This window comes from Mesorhizobium muleiense (assembly GCF_900099905.1).
In the GTDB taxonomy this organism is placed as follows: Bacteria; Pseudomonadota; Alphaproteobacteria; order Rhizobiales; family Rhizobiaceae; genus Mesorhizobium; species Mesorhizobium muleiense.
In genome coordinates, this window is record NZ_FNEE01000001.1 from 1 (window position 1) to 16300 (window position 16300).

Genomic DNA, 16300 nt, shown 5'->3' on the forward strand with positions numbered 1-16300 from the left:
GCAGCGCAACCGGCTGATCTCCAAGGTGCGGGCGGCGGTGGAGCGGCCGTTTGCGGTGTTCAAGCAGCACTACGGCATGCGGCGGCTGCGCTTCTTCAACCTGGCGACCAACCGGACGCAGTGCGTGCTTGCCGGCTGCGGCTACAATCTGCAACGGGCGGCCGCCGTCCTCTTCGCGGTGAGGAAGCCGGCATGAGGGGGCGGAGTCTGCCCAAAATCCGCCGAGGGGGGGCCCAATTGGGCCCCCGAGGCCTGCAACCGGGCCAATGTGGCCTGATTGCGTTTCAAAAAACGCCCCATGCGCCATCTGCGCCAAACTTCGGCCCCCGTGCAAAGCCCTCGCAAATGGAGCCCCTCCTCTTGGCCAGCCGCACCAGCCGTTCGCGCGCCCGGTGGATGAGCTTGGCGTCGGTCGGGAACATGACGTTCTTCGGCTGCACGGTCGTGTCGACTATGACCTGGCGCGTGTCGGCCGACTTCATCGCCCCGGTCTTGACCGCAAGGCTGAGGCTCTCCTGCAACAGCGCCACGATCCGCTCCTCGCCCATACAGCTGCGCCAACGCGTCATCGAGGAGTGGTCAAACGGCAGCGTATGGCAAAAGAACGTCTCGCCGGTGAGATACTGGAAGTAAGGGTTCTCCACCCAGCGCTCGCACAGCACCTCATCCGACAGGTTGAAGGTGTGCTTGAGGATCGCCAGCCCCGCCATCAGCCGGGTCGGCAGCGGCGGCATGCCGGGGCCGTCCGAATAGACGGCGCCGAAACGCTCCTCCAGCACCGGCCAGTCGATCGCCTGCGCCAGCCGCACCAGCTCGTGCGTCATGTTGATGATCTGATCGAGCCTGGAGCGGAAAAGATCATGCTCTCCATCTCGCGCTTCTCGCGTGGCTTGGACATTCGCCCCCTCGATTCGCCGCCCGCCGAACCAAGGTAATCACGCTCCGCAGCACAAGGGAATCGCAAAACCGAATTGCAGGAAAACAGCGCTCAATCCTGCAATTCCAAAGCCGCTATCCGCCTCAATCAACATGCCAGATCAATGGCTTGCGGAAAATTCACGGTCGACTCAGTCAGCTTGGCGTCGGTCGGGAATATCACGTTCTTGGGCTGCACGGTCGTGTTAACAACCACCCGGCGCGTGTCAGCCGGCCTCATCGACCTGCTCTCGACCGCAACCGCGAGGCTTTCCTGCAGCAGAGCCATGATCCGTTCCTCGCCCATGCGCTAGCGCAAAAACGCAGCCCGTCGCCTCCTGCTGCTGGGCTGCGACCACTGTACGCGCAGGATAGAGTTGTTTCAGCTACGAATAATCTAAATCGGGCGTTTCGAGCCAGAGCTGCGCAGCTGGCTCAGATTAATATTCTTAAGGACTAAGAAATCACCATGGGCCGGCAAATCCTCGTTATAAGTTGGCAGAAAATCTTTAGAAAGATATACCTTGCCATAGCTGGACAGTGATTGCCTGAGTTCATTTGCGCTACCTCCCGCACGCGCCAAGTTTCGCTCGTCAAACTCGACAATGCCGGCAAATGACCTGCTCTCCGTGAGTAGCCTGCTCATTCCAGAGAGAACGTTGATTTCCCAGCCTTCGACGTCTATTTTAAACAGCAGCGTCTTTGATGCGCAGTTAACGACGGTGTCGATCGGTATGGAAGAAACTTCTGTACGTTCGAATTGTCCTTCGCCAGAACCTTTAAAGATGCTGTCGCCTATCTCTCCGACGAGCGAAGATGTTCCAGACCACTTCTTGTCGATAGTAAGGCTTACGATTCCCACCGAAGAGGAGGCTGCGCACATATGTAAATGAAAGATCCCGCAGTCGGGCCTAGATTGTATGCTCTGTTGCAGGTACTTTTCCAGGTATGGATTTGCTTCAAATAGGTGCACAGAGGTGGCGTTCGAGTAGGTAGTACAAAATGCTATCTCGCCATAGTTTGCGCCGATATCTAATATCACATCGGGCGTCATTTTCGCCGATAACGCGTGCCAAAGAGAGGATATATTGGGCTGTGTAACGCCTGCCATAGCTAGGATGCGTCGCCCACGATTATCCCTTCGGGACACGTACATCGAACCGCGACCTATTAGAATGACGCGGTCCATCCATGGTATAGTTCTAAACCGAAATGCGTGACGCAGGCCTGATGCCATTGCCCTTAACGTTATGAATGAAGTTTTTAGCATGTGAAAGCCCTTGGTGGTATGCAACGATAGAAATCCGACGTGACGCGGCGGTTGAGTCGTTAAAAATGTTGGCAAACCGTGCGGGTAATCGCACGGGGAGGGTGGATTTGTCGATCAAGAATGTAGGCATCCTTAGCGTGGTAGCATTTGCATTTGCAGCAATTTTTCTCACGATCATTGTTAACATGGGGACAGGTGTCAAGGCGCCAAAGCGGAAGCCGGCTCCAGCTATCGAGTCGATTCACGGCAAGCTTGTTATTGATTCGGTTGATAATCTCCGCGTAGGCAACCATAAGATTGTACTATGCGGCGTGGCGTTTACGAAGCCCAGGCCTCTGCTCGCCATGATGACCGAGGCAGCGCGCCGGGACTTCCAAGGGCTCCCACTGACCTGCAAGCCGGTCGGCAAGGGGACGCCTTGCGACGGCAATGTCGCTTCAAAGTTTGGTGGGGCGATAGTTGTGCAATGCCTCACGCCCGATGGCAAGGATTTGGCCGCCAAACTTGCCGAGAATGGCATCTTGTGCGGACAGCCGGTGCAGGCAGGTTCGACCTACAAATCTTGCCAATAAGGGTTCGTAGTTCATGGCCTCGTCAACTCCGTGTCATAAAACCAAAGACAGAATGTGCGATCACAGGCATCGGCGCGATGGCCATCAAAGGCTAGGAACAGACTTGTTTTCCGAGATTTCCAGCGAGCGGCGCGAAAATGGTAGATTCAAATCTGGCAATGAGTGTGTCTAATGAAACACATGAGAAACCAAAAAATCATCTCGCACATGCGAAGCAGATTGGAATCGACGCCAAAAGCTGTTACGCGCTAGTTCAATACCTTGGTGCCCGGGTGGGGCCGAGGTGCGGCGGGACAAAAAGGATCGAAACGAATGAACCTCACTGTAAAAGTTGCGTTGGCTGGAATTGTCGCCTCGATCGGTTTCGGCCCGGTTTCGTCTTTCGCTCAGGATACGTCTTGCACCTGTACGACTCCCTATCAGGGAGCGGCGAGCTCGATTGGTTCCATCGGGCATGCCAATGGCGACGTGATGGTTTCGCAAGCCGCGGGCTATGGTCCGGCGAAAGCGGGAAATGCGCTGGATTTCGGCAGCCGCATAGTGGTCGGTGCTAAGGGGTCGGCTTCCGTTAATGTCGGTGGCTGCAGCCTGGACGTGCCTGCGAATTCTAGCCTCGACATTTCTCGCGTCGAGAACAATGTCTGCCTGAAAGTTGTGGGTTCCGAGCAGACGGCTGCCTCCGTTAGCTCTGAGCATACGGGTCAGATTCCCCCGGGCGGCAACCGGTCCAACACCCCGCTCTTTATCTTTGGCGGCATGGCAGGTGCGGCTGCCATCCTTGCTGCAACGCAAGACGACGGCGACGCCGTCAGCCGTTAAGCCCAATTAACACAATGTGGCAGAGACATGTGACTGTGCCTCTGCCGGATTGTATTGTCGGTGCCTCTATGCCGTGGCCTTGGCGCGCTGGCTGGAGTCGGGATATTGATCGAGTTCATCAACCATACCGCTCTATCACTTGAGGCGAAGCCGGATGCGCTTCGTCTTGGGCGGATTCGTCTAGCCCAGGAGCACAGAGACGAGTGGCGCGGCAACGCTGGTCATTGGCTTGCACGCTGTCAGCGAATAGCTTGAATCCTACCGTATTGCACAAACGTGACAAATGCGTCATTCGCTCCGGTGCGGGTGGCGCATTTGCCTTTTGTTTGGGAGGAGTCGTCAGTTTGCTTCAGCGCGGCCACCTATGATCGACCTGCATTCCCATATCTTGCCCGGTCTTGACGACGGCTCGTCCAGCCTCGCTGAATCGCTGGAAATGGCGCGGCTGGCGGTGGCCGACGGAACGACGCATATGGCGTGTACGCCGCATATCGTGCCAGGCATGTACGAAAACGGATCGGCAAATATTACCCGCTCGGTTCAAGAGTTGGAACAGGCGCTGCGCCGCGCGGAAATACCGCTTGCTCTTTACGTTGGCGCCGACGTGCATATAGCGCCGGATCTGCCGGAGCAATTGGCGCTCGGCAGCGTGCCGACCTTGAACAGATCGCGTTATTTTCTATTCGAGCCGCCGCATCACGTCTTGCCACCCAGGCTGGAAGATTTCGCTCTGCGCCTCATAAACGCCGGGTTCGTTCCGATTCTTACCCATCCTGAGCGGCTGACATGGATCAAGGCAAATTACGACATTGTCGAGAAATTGAATGCAGTGGGTTGCCTAATTCAACTTACCGCAGACTCGATTGTTGGTGCTTTTGGACGCACGGCGCTTTACTATTCGGAAAAGCTGATTGACGAGGGTAGGGTAGATATTATCGCTTCGGACGCCCACGGCGCCACCCGCCGGCGCCCTGGGCTTTCGCAGGCGGTTGCCGTTGCCGCGAAGCGATGTGGGGAAGATGAGGCCCGCAATATGGTGTTGAAACGCCCAGGCGAAATATTGGCGAACCGGCCCCTCGAGCCGGTCGGAAAGGCACGCTCGAAAAAGCGAAGCCCCGGCAACGTCGGTCGCTTTGCAGGATTGGGTCGCCTGTTGAAGGGTGGGGCAGCGTAATGGGTGTGTTTCATTTCGCAAAAAATTATACAGGCGCGATATGTGCCTTGCTCGCTTCGCTCTCGATGTCTGCCTGCACGAGCACCTCGTCAACGACATCATCGTCTTCGCCGACATCGGTTGATGCGCTGCAACTGACGTCATCGTCGGCGCCGCTCTCCAGCGGCGGCGCCCTGCAGGTCGTAAAGGAGCTGCCTGCGCAAAACAGCCAGAACGGCAACGAGCAGCCTTTGTCGCCTAATGATGTGCTGGAGGTGAATGTGTTCCAGGTCGACAATCTGAACAGAACCGTTCAAGTCGACGCTGGCGGACAAATTTCGCTTCCACTTATCGGAACCGTCACCGCGGCCGGGAAGACCGTCCGTCAGCTGGAGCAGGAAATCGAAACGGCCTACGGCGCCAACTATCTGCAGTCGCCCGATGTGTCGGTCTTCGTCAAGGAATCGATCGGACAGCGCATTACCGTCGACGGCGAAGTCACCAAGGCTGGTATTTTTCCGGTGTCGAGCAATTCGTCTCTCATCGATGCGATCGCCCTTGCCGGAGGGTTCAATGCCGTTGGCGATGCGAAAAAGGTCTTTGTCTATCGCAATGTCGGCCAAAATACTCTGGTCGCAAATTACAATGTGGAGCAGATTCGCGCCGGCAAGAGTCGCAACCCACGCATCCATGGTGGCGACAAGATTGTCGTCTTCGCCTCGAAATCGAAAATTGCCATGAAAAATCTCAAGGACGCACTCGGGGTTGCGTCAAGTGCTGCAAGACTTGCAGTCATCCCTTAAGGCGGATCATTGCTGACCTGGAATAGACGAACTTAGGATCACCTCGCACTATGCTCGATCGAAATCAGCAGCATCAAATTGCAGGTCCTGGACACCGCCAGGCCTTATCCGCCGACGTGTTTTATGACGGGGCGCAAAACTTTAACCCTTACGGTCGCGACTCTCTGGAGCAGGACGAGGCCTTCAATCCACTCAAGCTACTTTTTTACGTTGTCCAGTATCGGTGGCTGATCGTCATGATGGCGGCAGCCGGGCTTGTCGCTGGCGCCGTCGTTACAATGATGCAGACGCCAAAATATCAGGCTACAACGCAATTAGAAGTGCTGGTTCCTTCGGCAAAGGTCTTCCAGGACATTGAAGTGGTTTCTGAAAACGCCGACATGCGCGCCTTTCTAACTGCCCGTGAAAAGTTGAAAAGCCGCGCATTAGCACAGCGCGTGGTGTTCCAACTGGGGCTCAGCGAGAAGCCGGATTTTCTATTTCCCACGTCGGATTTCTCCCTCAGCAATATCTTCTATCGCGCCTTTCGCATCCCCAAATCCCCATCCATAGAGGAGAGAACTCCGGAGGAACGTGAGGCGATCGCGATTGGGCGCGTTTTAAAAGATTTGACGGTGAGTCTGGTCACCAACACAAGCCTGCTGTCAATTACGTTTGTCGATCAGAACCCGAAATATTCAAGCGATATAGCCAATCAGGTCGCGCAAAGTTTTATCGACCAGCGCCTCGATCAGACCAGCGAGACGTCGGATCTGGCACGGCAGTTCATCCAGGAACAGGTTTTGCAGGTAAAGCAAAAGCTTCAGAAGTCCGAAGAGGAACTTGTCGCCTATGCAAAGGATGCGGGCATCACGGTAACCGGCGAAGAAAAATCGCTGATAGGGTCGAACATTGAGACTCTCAACACCGCTCTCGCGACAGCAATCCAGGAACGGCTCGATGCTGGACGGATGGTGGACCAGATAGACAAGGGCCGCGCGGCGAGCCTCGGCCCAGTCCTGGAGAGCGAAGGTCTGCAAAACATCACCGAGAAACTGTCGGATTTGACCAGCCAGTATCAGCAGAAGCTGGGCATATTGAAGCCCGGTTTTCCAGAGATGCAGCAGCTTCAGGCGCAGATCAAGGAGCTGCAGCGGCTTTATGACAACGGCGTTTTGACGATTACCGATTCACTGCGGCAGAAATATCAGGAGGCTCAGAACAAGGAGTCCGATCTTAAGACAAAACTTGCCGAGATGGACAAGCAGCAGGTCGAGTTTAACGACAAAAACATCAAGTACACGATCCTCAAGCGTGAAGTTGATTCGAACCGATCTCAGTATGACGGCCTTATAGCCAAGCTGAATGAAGTGGGTGTCAGCTCTGAGCTCAAGACGCAAAGCGCCGCAATCGTCGATTTCGCGACACCGCCGGAGCGCCCTTTTTCGCCGCGCCTGACCATCAATCTTGCGATCGCCCTGGCTCTTTTCCTGGCGCTCAGCGCGTCAATAATCTACATAATTGAGTTGCTGAACAACACCTTCACCAATCCTGAGCAAATCGAAAAAGAACTGGGATTGGCGATGCTCGGCATTTTGCCGCTTGTCGATGACCGGGAACTCATAGCCAGCATCGCCGATCAGAAATCAGGACTGTCCGAGGCCTACCGTTCGCTTCGAACATCGCTTCAGTTTTCCGGGGCCGAAGGCGCGCCGCGATCACTGCTGGTCACGAGTTCGGAACCCTCCGAGGGCAAGTCGACCACCTCATTCAAGCTCGGACAGGATTTTGCCGCGCTCGGTGCCCGGGTTCTCATTGTCGACGGCGATCTTCGAAAGCCCAATCTTCACCGGCTGTTTGGTCTCGACAACACAATCGGACTGAGCAATCTCTTGACGAACACCGTCCGCAAGGAGGATCTGGCAAGCATTTTCAGGGCGACGAAATATCCTAATGTGACCGTCCTGACATCCGGAACGATCCCGCCGAACCCCGCGGACCTGCTCTCTTCACCAAAAATGGCGCTGATCGTCACCAATCTCGGCAAGCGTTTCGATCTTGTCATAATCGACGCCCCGCCGGTCGTCGGCCTTTCAGATGCGCCCATCCTCAGCCGGCTTGCCGAGGGCACATTGATGGTCATTTCTACCAATCAGGTCACGCGCAAGTCGGCGAAGACGGCGTTGAAGCGCTTGCGAGCTGCCGGCGCGAACGTGGTCGGGGCCGCGATGTCGAAGTTTGCAGTGAACAAGTTCGATTACAACTACGCCTATAAATACATGAACTACCAGTATTACGACTACGGCACCCCGAAACTTGAGGGCAAAGTCGATGACGGAGCAGACCAGCCCGCTTATGCAAAATCTCCGGCGTTCAGGCGTTTGGTTCGCCGCATCCGTTCTAGTGTTGGCGGCTTCGTCGATCGGGCTAAGTCGTTTTCTTGAGACAGGAAGCCCGGCCGTTTCCCTCGTGCTGGATCCGTTGAACGTCAATGCCTTGATAACCGAAATCACTGACGATCTGAACGATACGAGCAACGCCCCAGATCTCGATGTATTGCTTGCCAAAGCCGAACGCGCCCTTCGCTACGATATTGCTGACGCACGTCTCTACAGCCTGATCGGTGAGATCAGATACCGACTAGGCAAAGAAAACGATGCCTATAAGCTCTTCGATCAAGCTCGAGAATTGTCCAAGACAGAGCTGCACGCCCTCCAAAAGTCTATTGGCCACTCGATCGAAACCAAGGATTTGTCAAAAGCGGTTGGCGAGATCGACATATTGCTGCGGCGATGGCCGGACCGATTTCCTGCGATCGCCGAGGGCCTGCCGACAATTCTCTCGCATGCCGATGGATATCAGGCCGTGCTGAAAGCCATCACGCTGGAGGCGCCATGGAGAGCGAATCTGTTCAGTTTCCTTGGCAAGAGCCGAGACGGACTTGATTTAGCAAATCGGATGTTGCTCGATCTGACTGGATCAGGCGCGCCACCAACATCAGGCGAACTGTCCAATGTTATCAACGGCTATATTAGTCAGAAAGAATATGAACAAGCGTATCGGCTCTTTCTTTTCAGCCTAACTGACGAAGAAAGGAAGTTGGGCGGGTATATTTTCAACAGCACGTTCGAACCAGTGTCCAGTCGCAAGCCTTTCAGTTGGCAGATCCGCGATCAATCGGGCGTGGAAGTCACATTTGCAACATCCCAGAATGAAGTTGGAGGAGAGGGCGGTGCCACGGTGCGGTTCTTGAATACGCCCGTCAAGAACACTGCTCTTCAACAGTATATTGAATTGCCGCCTGGTTCCTACAAAATCGCTATGGTCGCTTCTGCAAGAAACCTGAAGCTTCCCAAAGAGTTATTCTGGTCGATCAGGTGCATGGGGCCTGCTGGCGAAATAGCGCGGTTCAATATACCGGAGGGTACATTCAATCGCCAGGCGCTCAGTCAGGATTTTTCGGTTGGATCGGCTGGGTGTCCCATGCAATTATTGAAGCTGGAAACTGCCGCCATCGCCGAGAGCTGGCGCTTTCGCTACGTCGGCACGCTGGTAGTGCACAAATTGACCATCGAGAGACATTCATCTTGAGCGACCGGCCATCGGAATGGGATAAATATCTCCTTGGATCGGTTCTGTTTATAGCGCTGCTGATCGGCGGCGGCACTGCAAGCGGCCTCTATACGGATACGCTGATTGAGGTCGCGGCAATCATCTCGGCGGCGGCGATCTTTTCACGAAGCTCTGGTCAGAGGATCCCTTATTCTGTTCTGTGGCTGCTTATCTTCGCTGTGGCGCTGGTAATTTTGCAAATTGTTCCGCTGCCTGCGGCGATATTCAGTGGATCGAGACCGGAACTGCTGCTCGCAGACTCCGAGCTTGTGGGGGAATCCCAATTTCGTTTTATCAGTGTCGGCGTTGGACGAACGATCGAATGTCTGTTGTATCTGGTGGCGTTGGCGGCGTTTTTTTTGAGCGTTTTGCGTTTGCGTGCCGAGCAGGTCCAAGCCCTTCTTCCGTTCTTTTTTATGGGTGTTATCTGCAATGGCCTGGCAGGAGCGATCCAGTATTCGCTCTCGGACAACGTCGCTATTGAGGGGCTATTGCCATTTACGATCAACGCCGGCCTTTTTGCCAACGTGAATCATTTCTCAGCGTTGCTATTCGTTTCTATTCCCTTCGTCGTCTACCATGGCCTGTTTCGCGGATATCTTTTGTCCGGGTCGCTCGGACTGGTCACGCTTTTGCTGCTTCTTTTGGCAGCTGGTTCCCGCGCCGGTGTTCTGATTGGGCTAGCTATTACCGTGCTATCTATCGTCTTTCTCTCAGCACGTTCCAAGGTGAGTGGGTTCAGCATCCTTGTGGTTTTCATAGGGGTTTCGGCCTACACAATTGGCGCATGGACGAAGATCGATACTGATGCAATTGATCCAGCTTTCGGCAGAGGTGAGTTTGCTCGCACAACCATTGATGGAATTAAAGAAAATTGGGCAATTGGTGTTGGATTTGGGAATTTTCAAAAGGCGTATCAGATATACGAAAAAGAGCACATGATTTTTGAGAAATACGTCAATCATGCGCATAACGATTATCTTGAGATAACCTTTGAGGGGGGGGTATTTGCCACTCTGCTTATATCGTGTTATTTAGTATTGCTCTTGGTGGCACTTGCTAGAGTTCGTCGCGATCCCCTTCAAAAGGCGGCGTTTCTCTCCGTGTTTTTTCTTCTCATTCATTCTCTCGTCGATTATCCGTTGCGGACCGAGGCGCTTGCAATGACGTTTGCGTTCATGAACGCCATTATCTTCCACAAAGGATTTGCAGCCCGCCAGAAGAGCGAATTGATCGAGATCGACCACAACGGTGAAAAGTTACTTGTTCCCGTTGGAACGCCGTCCTAGCGCCTCCTGGCGACGGCCCTGCGATCTGGGCAGGAATTTCCGGGTTCTGGTCCCTGCGTGGAAAATTCATTCTCGAACCACTCCAGCGCAGGTCTGTCTTGCATTGTTATAGATAATGGCGATCTGCTAGAACGCCTGCACGAAAACCAGAAATGAAGCTTGAACCGGGCCGCTGAAAAATTGCGCCTGATGCTTCGATGCAAGATCCGGGCGGCACGAGAGAACGCTTAAAGTCCATGAACATCGCGCTTACGCATCTGCAGCGGCTTGAAGCCGAATCCATCCATATCTTTCGCGAGGTTGCGGCGACCTTCGCCAAGCCGGTCATGCTCTATTCGGTCGGCAAGGATTCCTCGGTGCTGATGCATCTTGCGATGAAGGCGTTTTATCCGGCCAAGCCGCCCTTTCCCTTTCTCCACGTCGACACGACCTGGAAATTCCGCGAGATGATCGCCTTTCGCGATCAGATGGCGCAAAAACTCGGCTTCGATCTCCTGGTCCATGTCAACGGCGATGGTGTGCGCGACAACATCAATCCCTTCGACCATGGCTCCAACACCCATACGCATGTGATGAAGACCGTGGCGCTGCGCCAGGCGCTCGACAAATACGGCTTCGATGCAGCCTTCGGTGGGGCGCGGCGCGACGAGGAGAAATCGCGCGCCAAGGAGCGGATCTTCTCTTTCCGCAACGCCCAGCACGTCTGGGATCCAAAAAACCAGCGCCCGGAGATGTGGAAGATATTCAACACCCGCATCGCGACCGGTGAATCGATCCGGGTCTTTCCGTTATCGAACTGGACCGAACTCGATATCTGGCAGTACATTCTGCAGGAAGACATCCCGATCGTGCCGCTCTATTTCGCCAAGGAGCGGCCGGTCGTCGAACGTGACGGCATGCTCATTCTGAGGGACGACGACCGCATGCAGTTGCGTCCCGGCGAGACGGTGGAGAACCGGCTGGTACGGTTCCGCACCCTCGGCTGCTATCCGCTGACCGGCGCGATCGAATCGGACGCCGACACGCTGGAGGCCATTGTCGGCGAAATGCTCACGGCGCGCACCTCCGAACGGCAGGGCCGCCTGATCGACCGTGATGAAGCCGGCTCGATGGAAAAGAAGAAGCGCGAGGGGTATTTCTGAGCATGCGCCACAGCACGGCCGAGAGCCTCGCCCCCACCGACGGCATTCGCGACTATCTGGCGGTGCAAGAACAAAAATCGCTGCTGCGCTTCCTGACCTGCGGTTCCGTGGACGACGGCAAGTCGACGTTGATCGGGCGCCTGCTTTCGGACACCAAGCAGATTTTCGAGGACCAGCTTGCTGCGCTCGAGCGTGATTCCCGCAAGCACGGGACGACGGGCGACGACGTCGATTTCGCGCTGCTGGTCGATGGCCTCGAGGCCGAGCGCGAGCAGGGCATCACCATCGATGTCGCCTATCGCTTTTTCGCCACGCCAAAACGCAAATTCATCGTTGCCGATACGCCTGGCCACGAACAATACACGCGCAACATGGCGACGGGCGCGTCGACCGCCGATCTGGCCATCGTCCTGATCGACGCCCGGCAGGGCGTGCTGCGCCAGACAAGGCGCCACTCGATCATCGCCTCGCTGCTTGGCATCCGGCACATCGTGCTCGCCGTTAACAAGATCGATCTCGTCGGCTTCGACAAGGTGGTGTTCGAACGGATTGTCGCAGACTACGCGCAGTTCTCACGTGAACTCGGTTTCCAGTCGATCGTATCCATTCCGATGTCGGCCCGCTATGGCGACAACGTTACGGGCCGTTCCGATAAAACAGAATGGTATTCCGGCCCGACGCTGATCGAACATCTGGAAACCGTGTCAGTCGATGAAGCCGTTGTCGAACTGCCGTTCCGTTTTCCGGTGCAGTATGTGAACCGCCCCAATCTCGATTTCCGCGGTTTTGCCGGCACGATCGCCTCCGGCTCGGTCGCACCGGGCGACGAGGTCGTTGTCGCCAAATCCGGCAAGTCCGCTCATGTCAGGCGCATCGTCTCGCATGGCGGCGATCTGAGCCAGGCGGTGGCGGGCCAGGCCATCACCGTTGTTCTCGACGACGAGGTCGAGGTCTCGCGCGGCAACATGCTGGTGTCACCGGCGGCGCGGCCGCAGGTCGCCGACCAGTTCGCCGCCAACATCGTCTGGTTCGACGAGCACGCCCTGCTGCCGGGCCGCTCCTATATCCTGCGCACCGAGACCGATCAGACCAGCGCTACCGTCACCGACCTGAAATACCGCGTCAACGTCAACGATTTTGCCCATGAGGCGGCCAAGTCGCTGGAAATGAACGAGGTCGGCATTTGCAACATCTCGACGCGGGCGCCGATCGCCTTCGATATTTTCGCCGAGAACCGCACGACCGGCGCCTTCATCCTGATCGACCGCATCACCAACGCCACGGTCGGCGCCGGCATGATCCTGCATTCGCTGCGCCGCGCCGAAAACATCCACTGGCAATCGCTCGATGTCGGCAAGCACGGCCGCGCCGATCTGAAGAACCAGCGGCCTGCCGTGTTCTGGTTCACCGGGCTCTCTGGGTCGGGCAAGTCGACCATCGCCAACCTTTTCGAGAAGAAGCTGTTCGCCACCGGCCGCCACACCTACATCCTGGATGGCGACAATGTCCGCCACGGGCTCAATCGCGATCTTGGCTTCACCGACGCCGATCGCGTCGAAAACATTCGCCGCGTGGCTGAAGTGGCGCGCCTGATGGCCGATGCCGGGCTGATCGTCATTGTTTCCTTCATTTCGCCATTCAGCGCCGAGCGGCGCATGGCCAGGGAATTGATGGCCAGCGGTGAATTCGTCGAGGTGTTTGTCGACACTCCCTTTGAGGAGTGCGCCAGACGCGATCCGAAGGGCCTCTATGCGCGGGCGTTGAATGGCGAAATCAAGAATTTCACCGGCGTCGATTCACCGTATGAAGCCCCGGAAAATCCCGAAATCCATCTCAAGACACTCGGCAAGTCCGCGGAGGAGATGGTAGAGGCCCTGGAACTCTGGCTGAACGAGCGCGACATTGCCGAAAACCAATACGATAGCGGCGGCGGCATCTGACGACGAGGCGATGCTCGGGGTGTTCGAGCGCCTTGCCCTGGCGGCGGGGCGAGAGGTGATGCGTGTTTTTGATGCCGGCTGCGCGGTCGATCAGAAATCAGACGCCTCGCCAGTGACCGAAGCCGATCGCGAGAGCGAAAAGATCATTCTCGCCGGGCTGCGCGCCGCCTTCCCCGATATCCCTTGCGTGGCTGAGGAAGAGGCATCAGCCGGCATCGTGCCGCCCGACCTCGATGATGCCTTCTTCCTGGTGGACCCACTCGACGGCACCAAGGAATTCGTCAACCGCAGGACCGACTTCACCGTCAACATCGCGCTCGTTCGCCACGGCGTGCCGGAGATCGGTGTGGTCTTTGCGCCATGCACCGGACGCTTCTTTTCCGGCCGGCCGGGCAGGGCGGAAGCAATCGATGTCAATGGCGATTACCAGATCATCGGCCGTCGGCCGATTTCGGCCAGAACGGGCGTGGCGCCACTGACCGTCGTCGCCAGCCGGTCCCACAATACGCCCGAGACCGAAGCCTATATCCGCACGGTGGGCGCTGCCGAGATCGTCTCGGTCGGCTCGTCGCTGAAATTCTGTCTTGTCGCCAGCGCCGAGGCCGACGTCTATCCGCGCTTCGGCCGCACCATGGAATGGGACACCGCGGCGGGTGACGCGGTGCTGCGCGCCGCAGGCGGGATGACGCGCTCGCTCGATGGTCAGCCGCTGGCCTACGGCAAGCGCAACCAGAGCGATGACGTGGATTTTGCCAATCCGCATTTCATCGCCAGCGGGAAGAGCGCGGGCCAACCTGACGCCGTGCGAGCGCGTCCTCGACATTGACGGAAGCGCTCCCGCAAAACCTTATGCTCTCCTGATGGACGGTTGCCATCGCGTGTTGGCGCTATTATATGTACGTCTACACAGGAGAATTGGCTAATGCCGCTCAACATCCGTAGTGAAGAGGTAAACGCGCTTGCCGAAAAATTGGCAGCACGCACGCGCTTGAACAAGACGGCTGCCGTGAAGCTGGCCCTGGAGAACGAATTGCGCCGCGCCGAAGAGGCGATCCCACTGTGGGAGCGGCTGAAGCCTTTGCGCGCGAAGATTGCGGCCTATCCGGACACCGGCCTTGCGGCGGACAGGGCGTTTTTCGATGACCTCAGCGGCGACTACTGATGTTCGTCGATGCGTCCGCAATCATCGCCATTATGACGGAGGAGCCTGACGCCGAGGACCTTGCGGCGGCGCTCGATGCCGCGCGCTCTCCGCGGCCGATCACATCGGTCGTGGCTGCATGGGAGGCGACAGTTGGGCTGTTTCGCAAAAAGCGCATTCCCATGGCAGAAGCTGAAGCGCGCGTGCAGGAGTTCCTTGAAGCGGCCGGGGTCCAGCTTATGGCGATTTCGAGCCGTGAGTTGACCGTCGCGCTGCAAGCCTTCGATCGCTATGGACGGCACCGCTATCCGGACGCTGAACGGAATAGTGCGCTCAATCTTGCCGACTGCTTCCATTATGCCACGGCGAAATCCTACCAGGCGCCGATCCTGACCATCGATGCGGGATTTGCGCTTACCGATGTCACGACTGTGGGTATCAAAACCTGATATTTACGCGGGAGCGCTACCGGCTAGATCGTAGTCGTGCGCGTGAGACTCTACGCGGCGGCGATTTGCGCCGAATTCGAGCCGATATAATTGCGGATCGTCTCGATGATCCGGTCCTGGTCGGCCTCGCTCAGATAGGGATGCATGGGCAGGCACAGGATACGCTTCGGCAGTTCCTCAGAAACGGCAAGACCTGTCGGCGTGCGCGGATAGTCGCGGTAGGCGATCTGGCTGTGCAGCGGCTTCACATAATAGATCACCGACGGGATATTTTTTTCCCCGAGATGCGCCTTCAGCCCGTCGCGCTTCGGCGTCTCGATGGCATATTGCGCCCAGGCCGAACGGCCGCCGTCCAGGTTGCGCGCTGCCTTGACGATGTCGCCGAGGCCTTCGGCATACCGTTTGGCGACCGCTTGCCGGGCAACCATTTCGTCTTCAAGAATGGCCAGCTTCTCGATCAGGATCGCCGCCTGCAGAGTGTCGAGCCGCGAATTAATGCCGACGCGGACATTGTCATATTGGGTTTCGCCTTTGCCGTGGAAGGCGAACGAGCGAAGTTGCTCGGCCAGCGCATCGTCATTGGTGAACATCGCGCCGCCGTCGCCATAGCAGCCGAGCGGTTTTGCCGGGTAGAAGCTGGTCGAGCCGACCGCGCCGAACGAACCCAGCATCTTGCCGTCGCTCGAGCCGCCGATCGCTTGGGCGGCATCTTCGATCACCATCAGCCCTTCGCGGTTGGCGATGGCCATGATCGCCTCGTAATCGGCGGCGAGCCCGAACAGGTCGACGGGGATGATCGCCCTTGGCCTCAGCCGGCCTTCCGCCTTGATCATGGCGATGGCCGCTTCGAGGCTGGCGATGTCGATATTGTAGGTCTGCGGATCGACATCGATGAAAACCGGCTCGGCCTTGGCCAGCGCCACCACTTCCGCCGTGGCGGCGAAGGTGAAGCTCGGCACGAACACCGCGTCACCTGGGCCGATGCCGGCCGCAAACAGCGGCAGCAGCAGCGCGTCAGTGCCGTTGGCGCAGGCTACGACATGCTTGGTACCGACATAGGCGGAGAGCTTGTTTTCAAATTCGGTGACCTCAGGTCCGAGAATGTAGCGACCGTCGTCGACGACGCGGTCGATGGCGGCTTTCAGCCTGTCGCGGATTCGTTCGCGCTGCGCGCCTAGATCGATGAACTGCATGTCGGCCTCAAAACGGGACTAGC

General features: G+C 57.0%; 15 protein-coding genes and 2 pseudogenes. 13 read left to right on the forward strand and 4 right to left on the reverse strand.

The window, feature by feature from the left end:
* Positions 1 to 196 (forward strand): transposase (locus tag BLT09_RS00005; RefSeq protein ID WP_139172455.1); only part of this gene is annotated, 196 nt, incomplete at its 5' end.
* Positions 197 to 350: 154 nt separating this feature from the next.
* On the opposite strand, the pseudogene BLT09_RS00010 reads toward BLT09_RS00005, so the two are convergent.
* The 3 genes and pseudogenes from BLT09_RS00010 to BLT09_RS00020 form a co-directional block, all read right to left on the reverse strand.
* Positions 351 to 898, reverse strand: a pseudogene (locus tag BLT09_RS00010) (transposase); the annotation flags it as partial.
* Between the two features lie 174 nt (positions 899 to 1072).
* Positions 1073 to 1225, reverse strand: a pseudogene (locus BLT09_RS00015) (IS5/IS1182 family transposase); the annotation flags it as partial.
* A gap of 87 nt (positions 1226 to 1312) precedes the next feature.
* Entirely contained in the window at positions 1313 to 1969 is a 657-nt protein-coding gene (locus BLT09_RS00020) for an FkbM family methyltransferase (RefSeq protein WP_167366267.1), read from the reverse strand.
* A gap of 323 nt (positions 1970 to 2292) precedes the next feature.
* Here BLT09_RS00020 and BLT09_RS00025 point away from each other — a divergent pair, with 323 nt between their 5' ends.
* The 12 genes from BLT09_RS00025 to BLT09_RS00080 all read left to right on the forward strand — a co-directional run bounded on the left by BLT09_RS00025 (position 2293) and on the right by BLT09_RS00080 (position 15084).
* On the forward strand, positions 2293 to 2757 hold the full coding sequence (locus BLT09_RS00025; protein WP_139172457.1) for a hypothetical protein: 465 nt from the start codon (positions 2293 to 2295) through the stop codon (positions 2755 to 2757).
* A 312-nt stretch (positions 2758 to 3069) separates the two neighbouring features.
* On the forward strand, positions 3070 to 3576 hold the full coding sequence (locus BLT09_RS00030) for a hypothetical protein (RefSeq protein ID WP_091589832.1): 507 nt from the start codon (positions 3070 to 3072) through the stop codon (positions 3574 to 3576).
* A 364-nt stretch (positions 3577 to 3940) separates the two neighbouring features.
* Entirely contained in the window at positions 3941 to 4750 is an 810-nt protein-coding gene (locus BLT09_RS00035; protein ID WP_091589834.1) for a tyrosine-protein phosphatase, read from the forward strand.
* On the forward strand, positions 4750 to 5532 hold the full coding sequence (locus BLT09_RS00040; RefSeq protein WP_091589835.1) for a polysaccharide biosynthesis/export family protein: 783 nt from the start codon (positions 4750 to 4752) through the stop codon (positions 5530 to 5532). Before BLT09_RS00035 ends, BLT09_RS00040 begins: the two co-directional genes overlap by 1 nt.
* 50 nt (positions 5533 to 5582) lie before the next feature.
* Positions 5583 to 7955: a GumC family protein gene (locus tag BLT09_RS00045; protein ID WP_091589837.1), complete on the forward strand. Its 2373-nt coding sequence runs from the start codon at positions 5583 to 5585 to the stop codon at positions 7953 to 7955.
* Complete coding sequence (locus tag BLT09_RS00050; RefSeq protein ID WP_167366268.1) at positions 7843 to 9102, forward strand: tetratricopeptide repeat protein; 1260 nt, start codon at positions 7843 to 7845, stop codon at positions 9100 to 9102. The genes BLT09_RS00045 and BLT09_RS00050 overlap by 113 nt, the downstream gene beginning before the upstream one ends.
* Entirely contained in the window at positions 9099 to 10412 is a 1314-nt protein-coding gene (locus BLT09_RS00055; protein WP_091589840.1) for an O-antigen ligase family protein, read from the forward strand. Before BLT09_RS00050 ends, BLT09_RS00055 begins: the two co-directional genes overlap by 4 nt.
* A 236-nt stretch (positions 10413 to 10648) precedes the next feature.
* Complete coding sequence (gene cysD / locus BLT09_RS00060) at positions 10649 to 11554, forward strand: sulfate adenylyltransferase subunit CysD (RefSeq protein WP_091589841.1); 906 nt, start codon at positions 10649 to 10651, stop codon at positions 11552 to 11554.
* 2 nt (positions 11555 to 11556) lie between these two features.
* A complete protein-coding gene (cysN, locus tag BLT09_RS00065) occupies positions 11557 to 13494 on the forward strand; it encodes a sulfate adenylyltransferase subunit CysN (RefSeq protein ID WP_167366269.1) in 1938 nt (645 codons plus the stop codon).
* Between the two features lie 10 nt (positions 13495 to 13504).
* Entirely contained in the window at positions 13505 to 14320 is an 816-nt protein-coding gene (cysQ, locus tag BLT09_RS00070) for a 3'(2'),5'-bisphosphate nucleotidase CysQ (protein WP_167366315.1), read from the forward strand.
* Positions 14321 to 14416: 96 nt separating this feature from the next.
* Positions 14417 to 14656, forward strand: coding sequence for a type II toxin-antitoxin system VapB family antitoxin (locus BLT09_RS00075; protein ID WP_091589846.1), 240 nt, complete (start codon positions 14417 to 14419; stop codon positions 14654 to 14656).
* The gene (locus tag BLT09_RS00080) at positions 14656 to 15084 is read left to right on the forward strand and encodes a type II toxin-antitoxin system VapC family toxin (protein ID WP_091589847.1); all 429 of its coding nucleotides are present in this window, start codon (positions 14656 to 14658) and stop codon (positions 15082 to 15084) included. The genes BLT09_RS00075 and BLT09_RS00080 overlap by 1 nt, the downstream gene beginning before the upstream one ends.
* A gap of 50 nt (positions 15085 to 15134) precedes the next feature.
* On the opposite strand, the gene BLT09_RS00085 is transcribed toward BLT09_RS00080, so the two are convergent.
* Entirely contained in the window at positions 15135 to 16277 is a 1143-nt protein-coding gene (locus BLT09_RS00085) for a DegT/DnrJ/EryC1/StrS family aminotransferase (protein ID WP_091589849.1), read from the reverse strand.
* Positions 16278 to 16300: the final 23 nt, after the last annotated feature.

Bases quoted from the DNA above. Each gene is read 5' to 3' on its own strand.
- BLT09_RS00020 (WP_167366267.1), bottom strand. From the start codon at position 1,969: ATGACGCCCGATGTGATATTAGATATCGGCGCAAACTATGGCGAGATA.
- BLT09_RS00030 (WP_091589832.1), top strand. From the start codon at position 3,070: ATGAACCTCACTGTAAAAGTTGCGTTGGCTGGAATTGTCGCCTCGATC.
- BLT09_RS00035 (WP_091589834.1), top strand. From the start codon at position 3,941: ATGATCGACCTGCATTCCCATATCTTGCCCGGTCTTGACGACGGCTCG.
- BLT09_RS00040 (WP_091589835.1), top strand. From the start codon at position 4,750: ATGGGTGTGTTTCATTTCGCAAAAAATTATACAGGCGCGATATGTGCC.
- BLT09_RS00045 (WP_091589837.1), top strand. From the start codon at position 5,583: ATGCTCGATCGAAATCAGCAGCATCAAATTGCAGGTCCTGGACACCGC.
- BLT09_RS00050 (WP_167366268.1), top strand. From the start codon at position 7,843: ATGACGGAGCAGACCAGCCCGCTTATGCAAAATCTCCGGCGTTCAGGC.
- cysD (WP_091589841.1), top strand. From the start codon at position 10,649: ATGAACATCGCGCTTACGCATCTGCAGCGGCTTGAAGCCGAATCCATC.
- cysN (WP_167366269.1), top strand. From the start codon at position 11,557: ATGCGCCACAGCACGGCCGAGAGCCTCGCCCCCACCGACGGCATTCGC.
- cysQ (WP_167366315.1), top strand. From the start codon at position 13,505: ATGCTCGGGGTGTTCGAGCGCCTTGCCCTGGCGGCGGGGCGAGAGGTG.
- BLT09_RS00075 (WP_091589846.1), top strand. From the start codon at position 14,417: ATGCCGCTCAACATCCGTAGTGAAGAGGTAAACGCGCTTGCCGAAAAA.
- BLT09_RS00080 (WP_091589847.1), top strand. From the start codon at position 14,656: ATGTTCGTCGATGCGTCCGCAATCATCGCCATTATGACGGAGGAGCCT.
- BLT09_RS00085 (WP_091589849.1), bottom strand. From the start codon at position 16,277: ATGCAGTTCATCGATCTAGGCGCGCAGCGCGAACGAATCCGCGACAGG.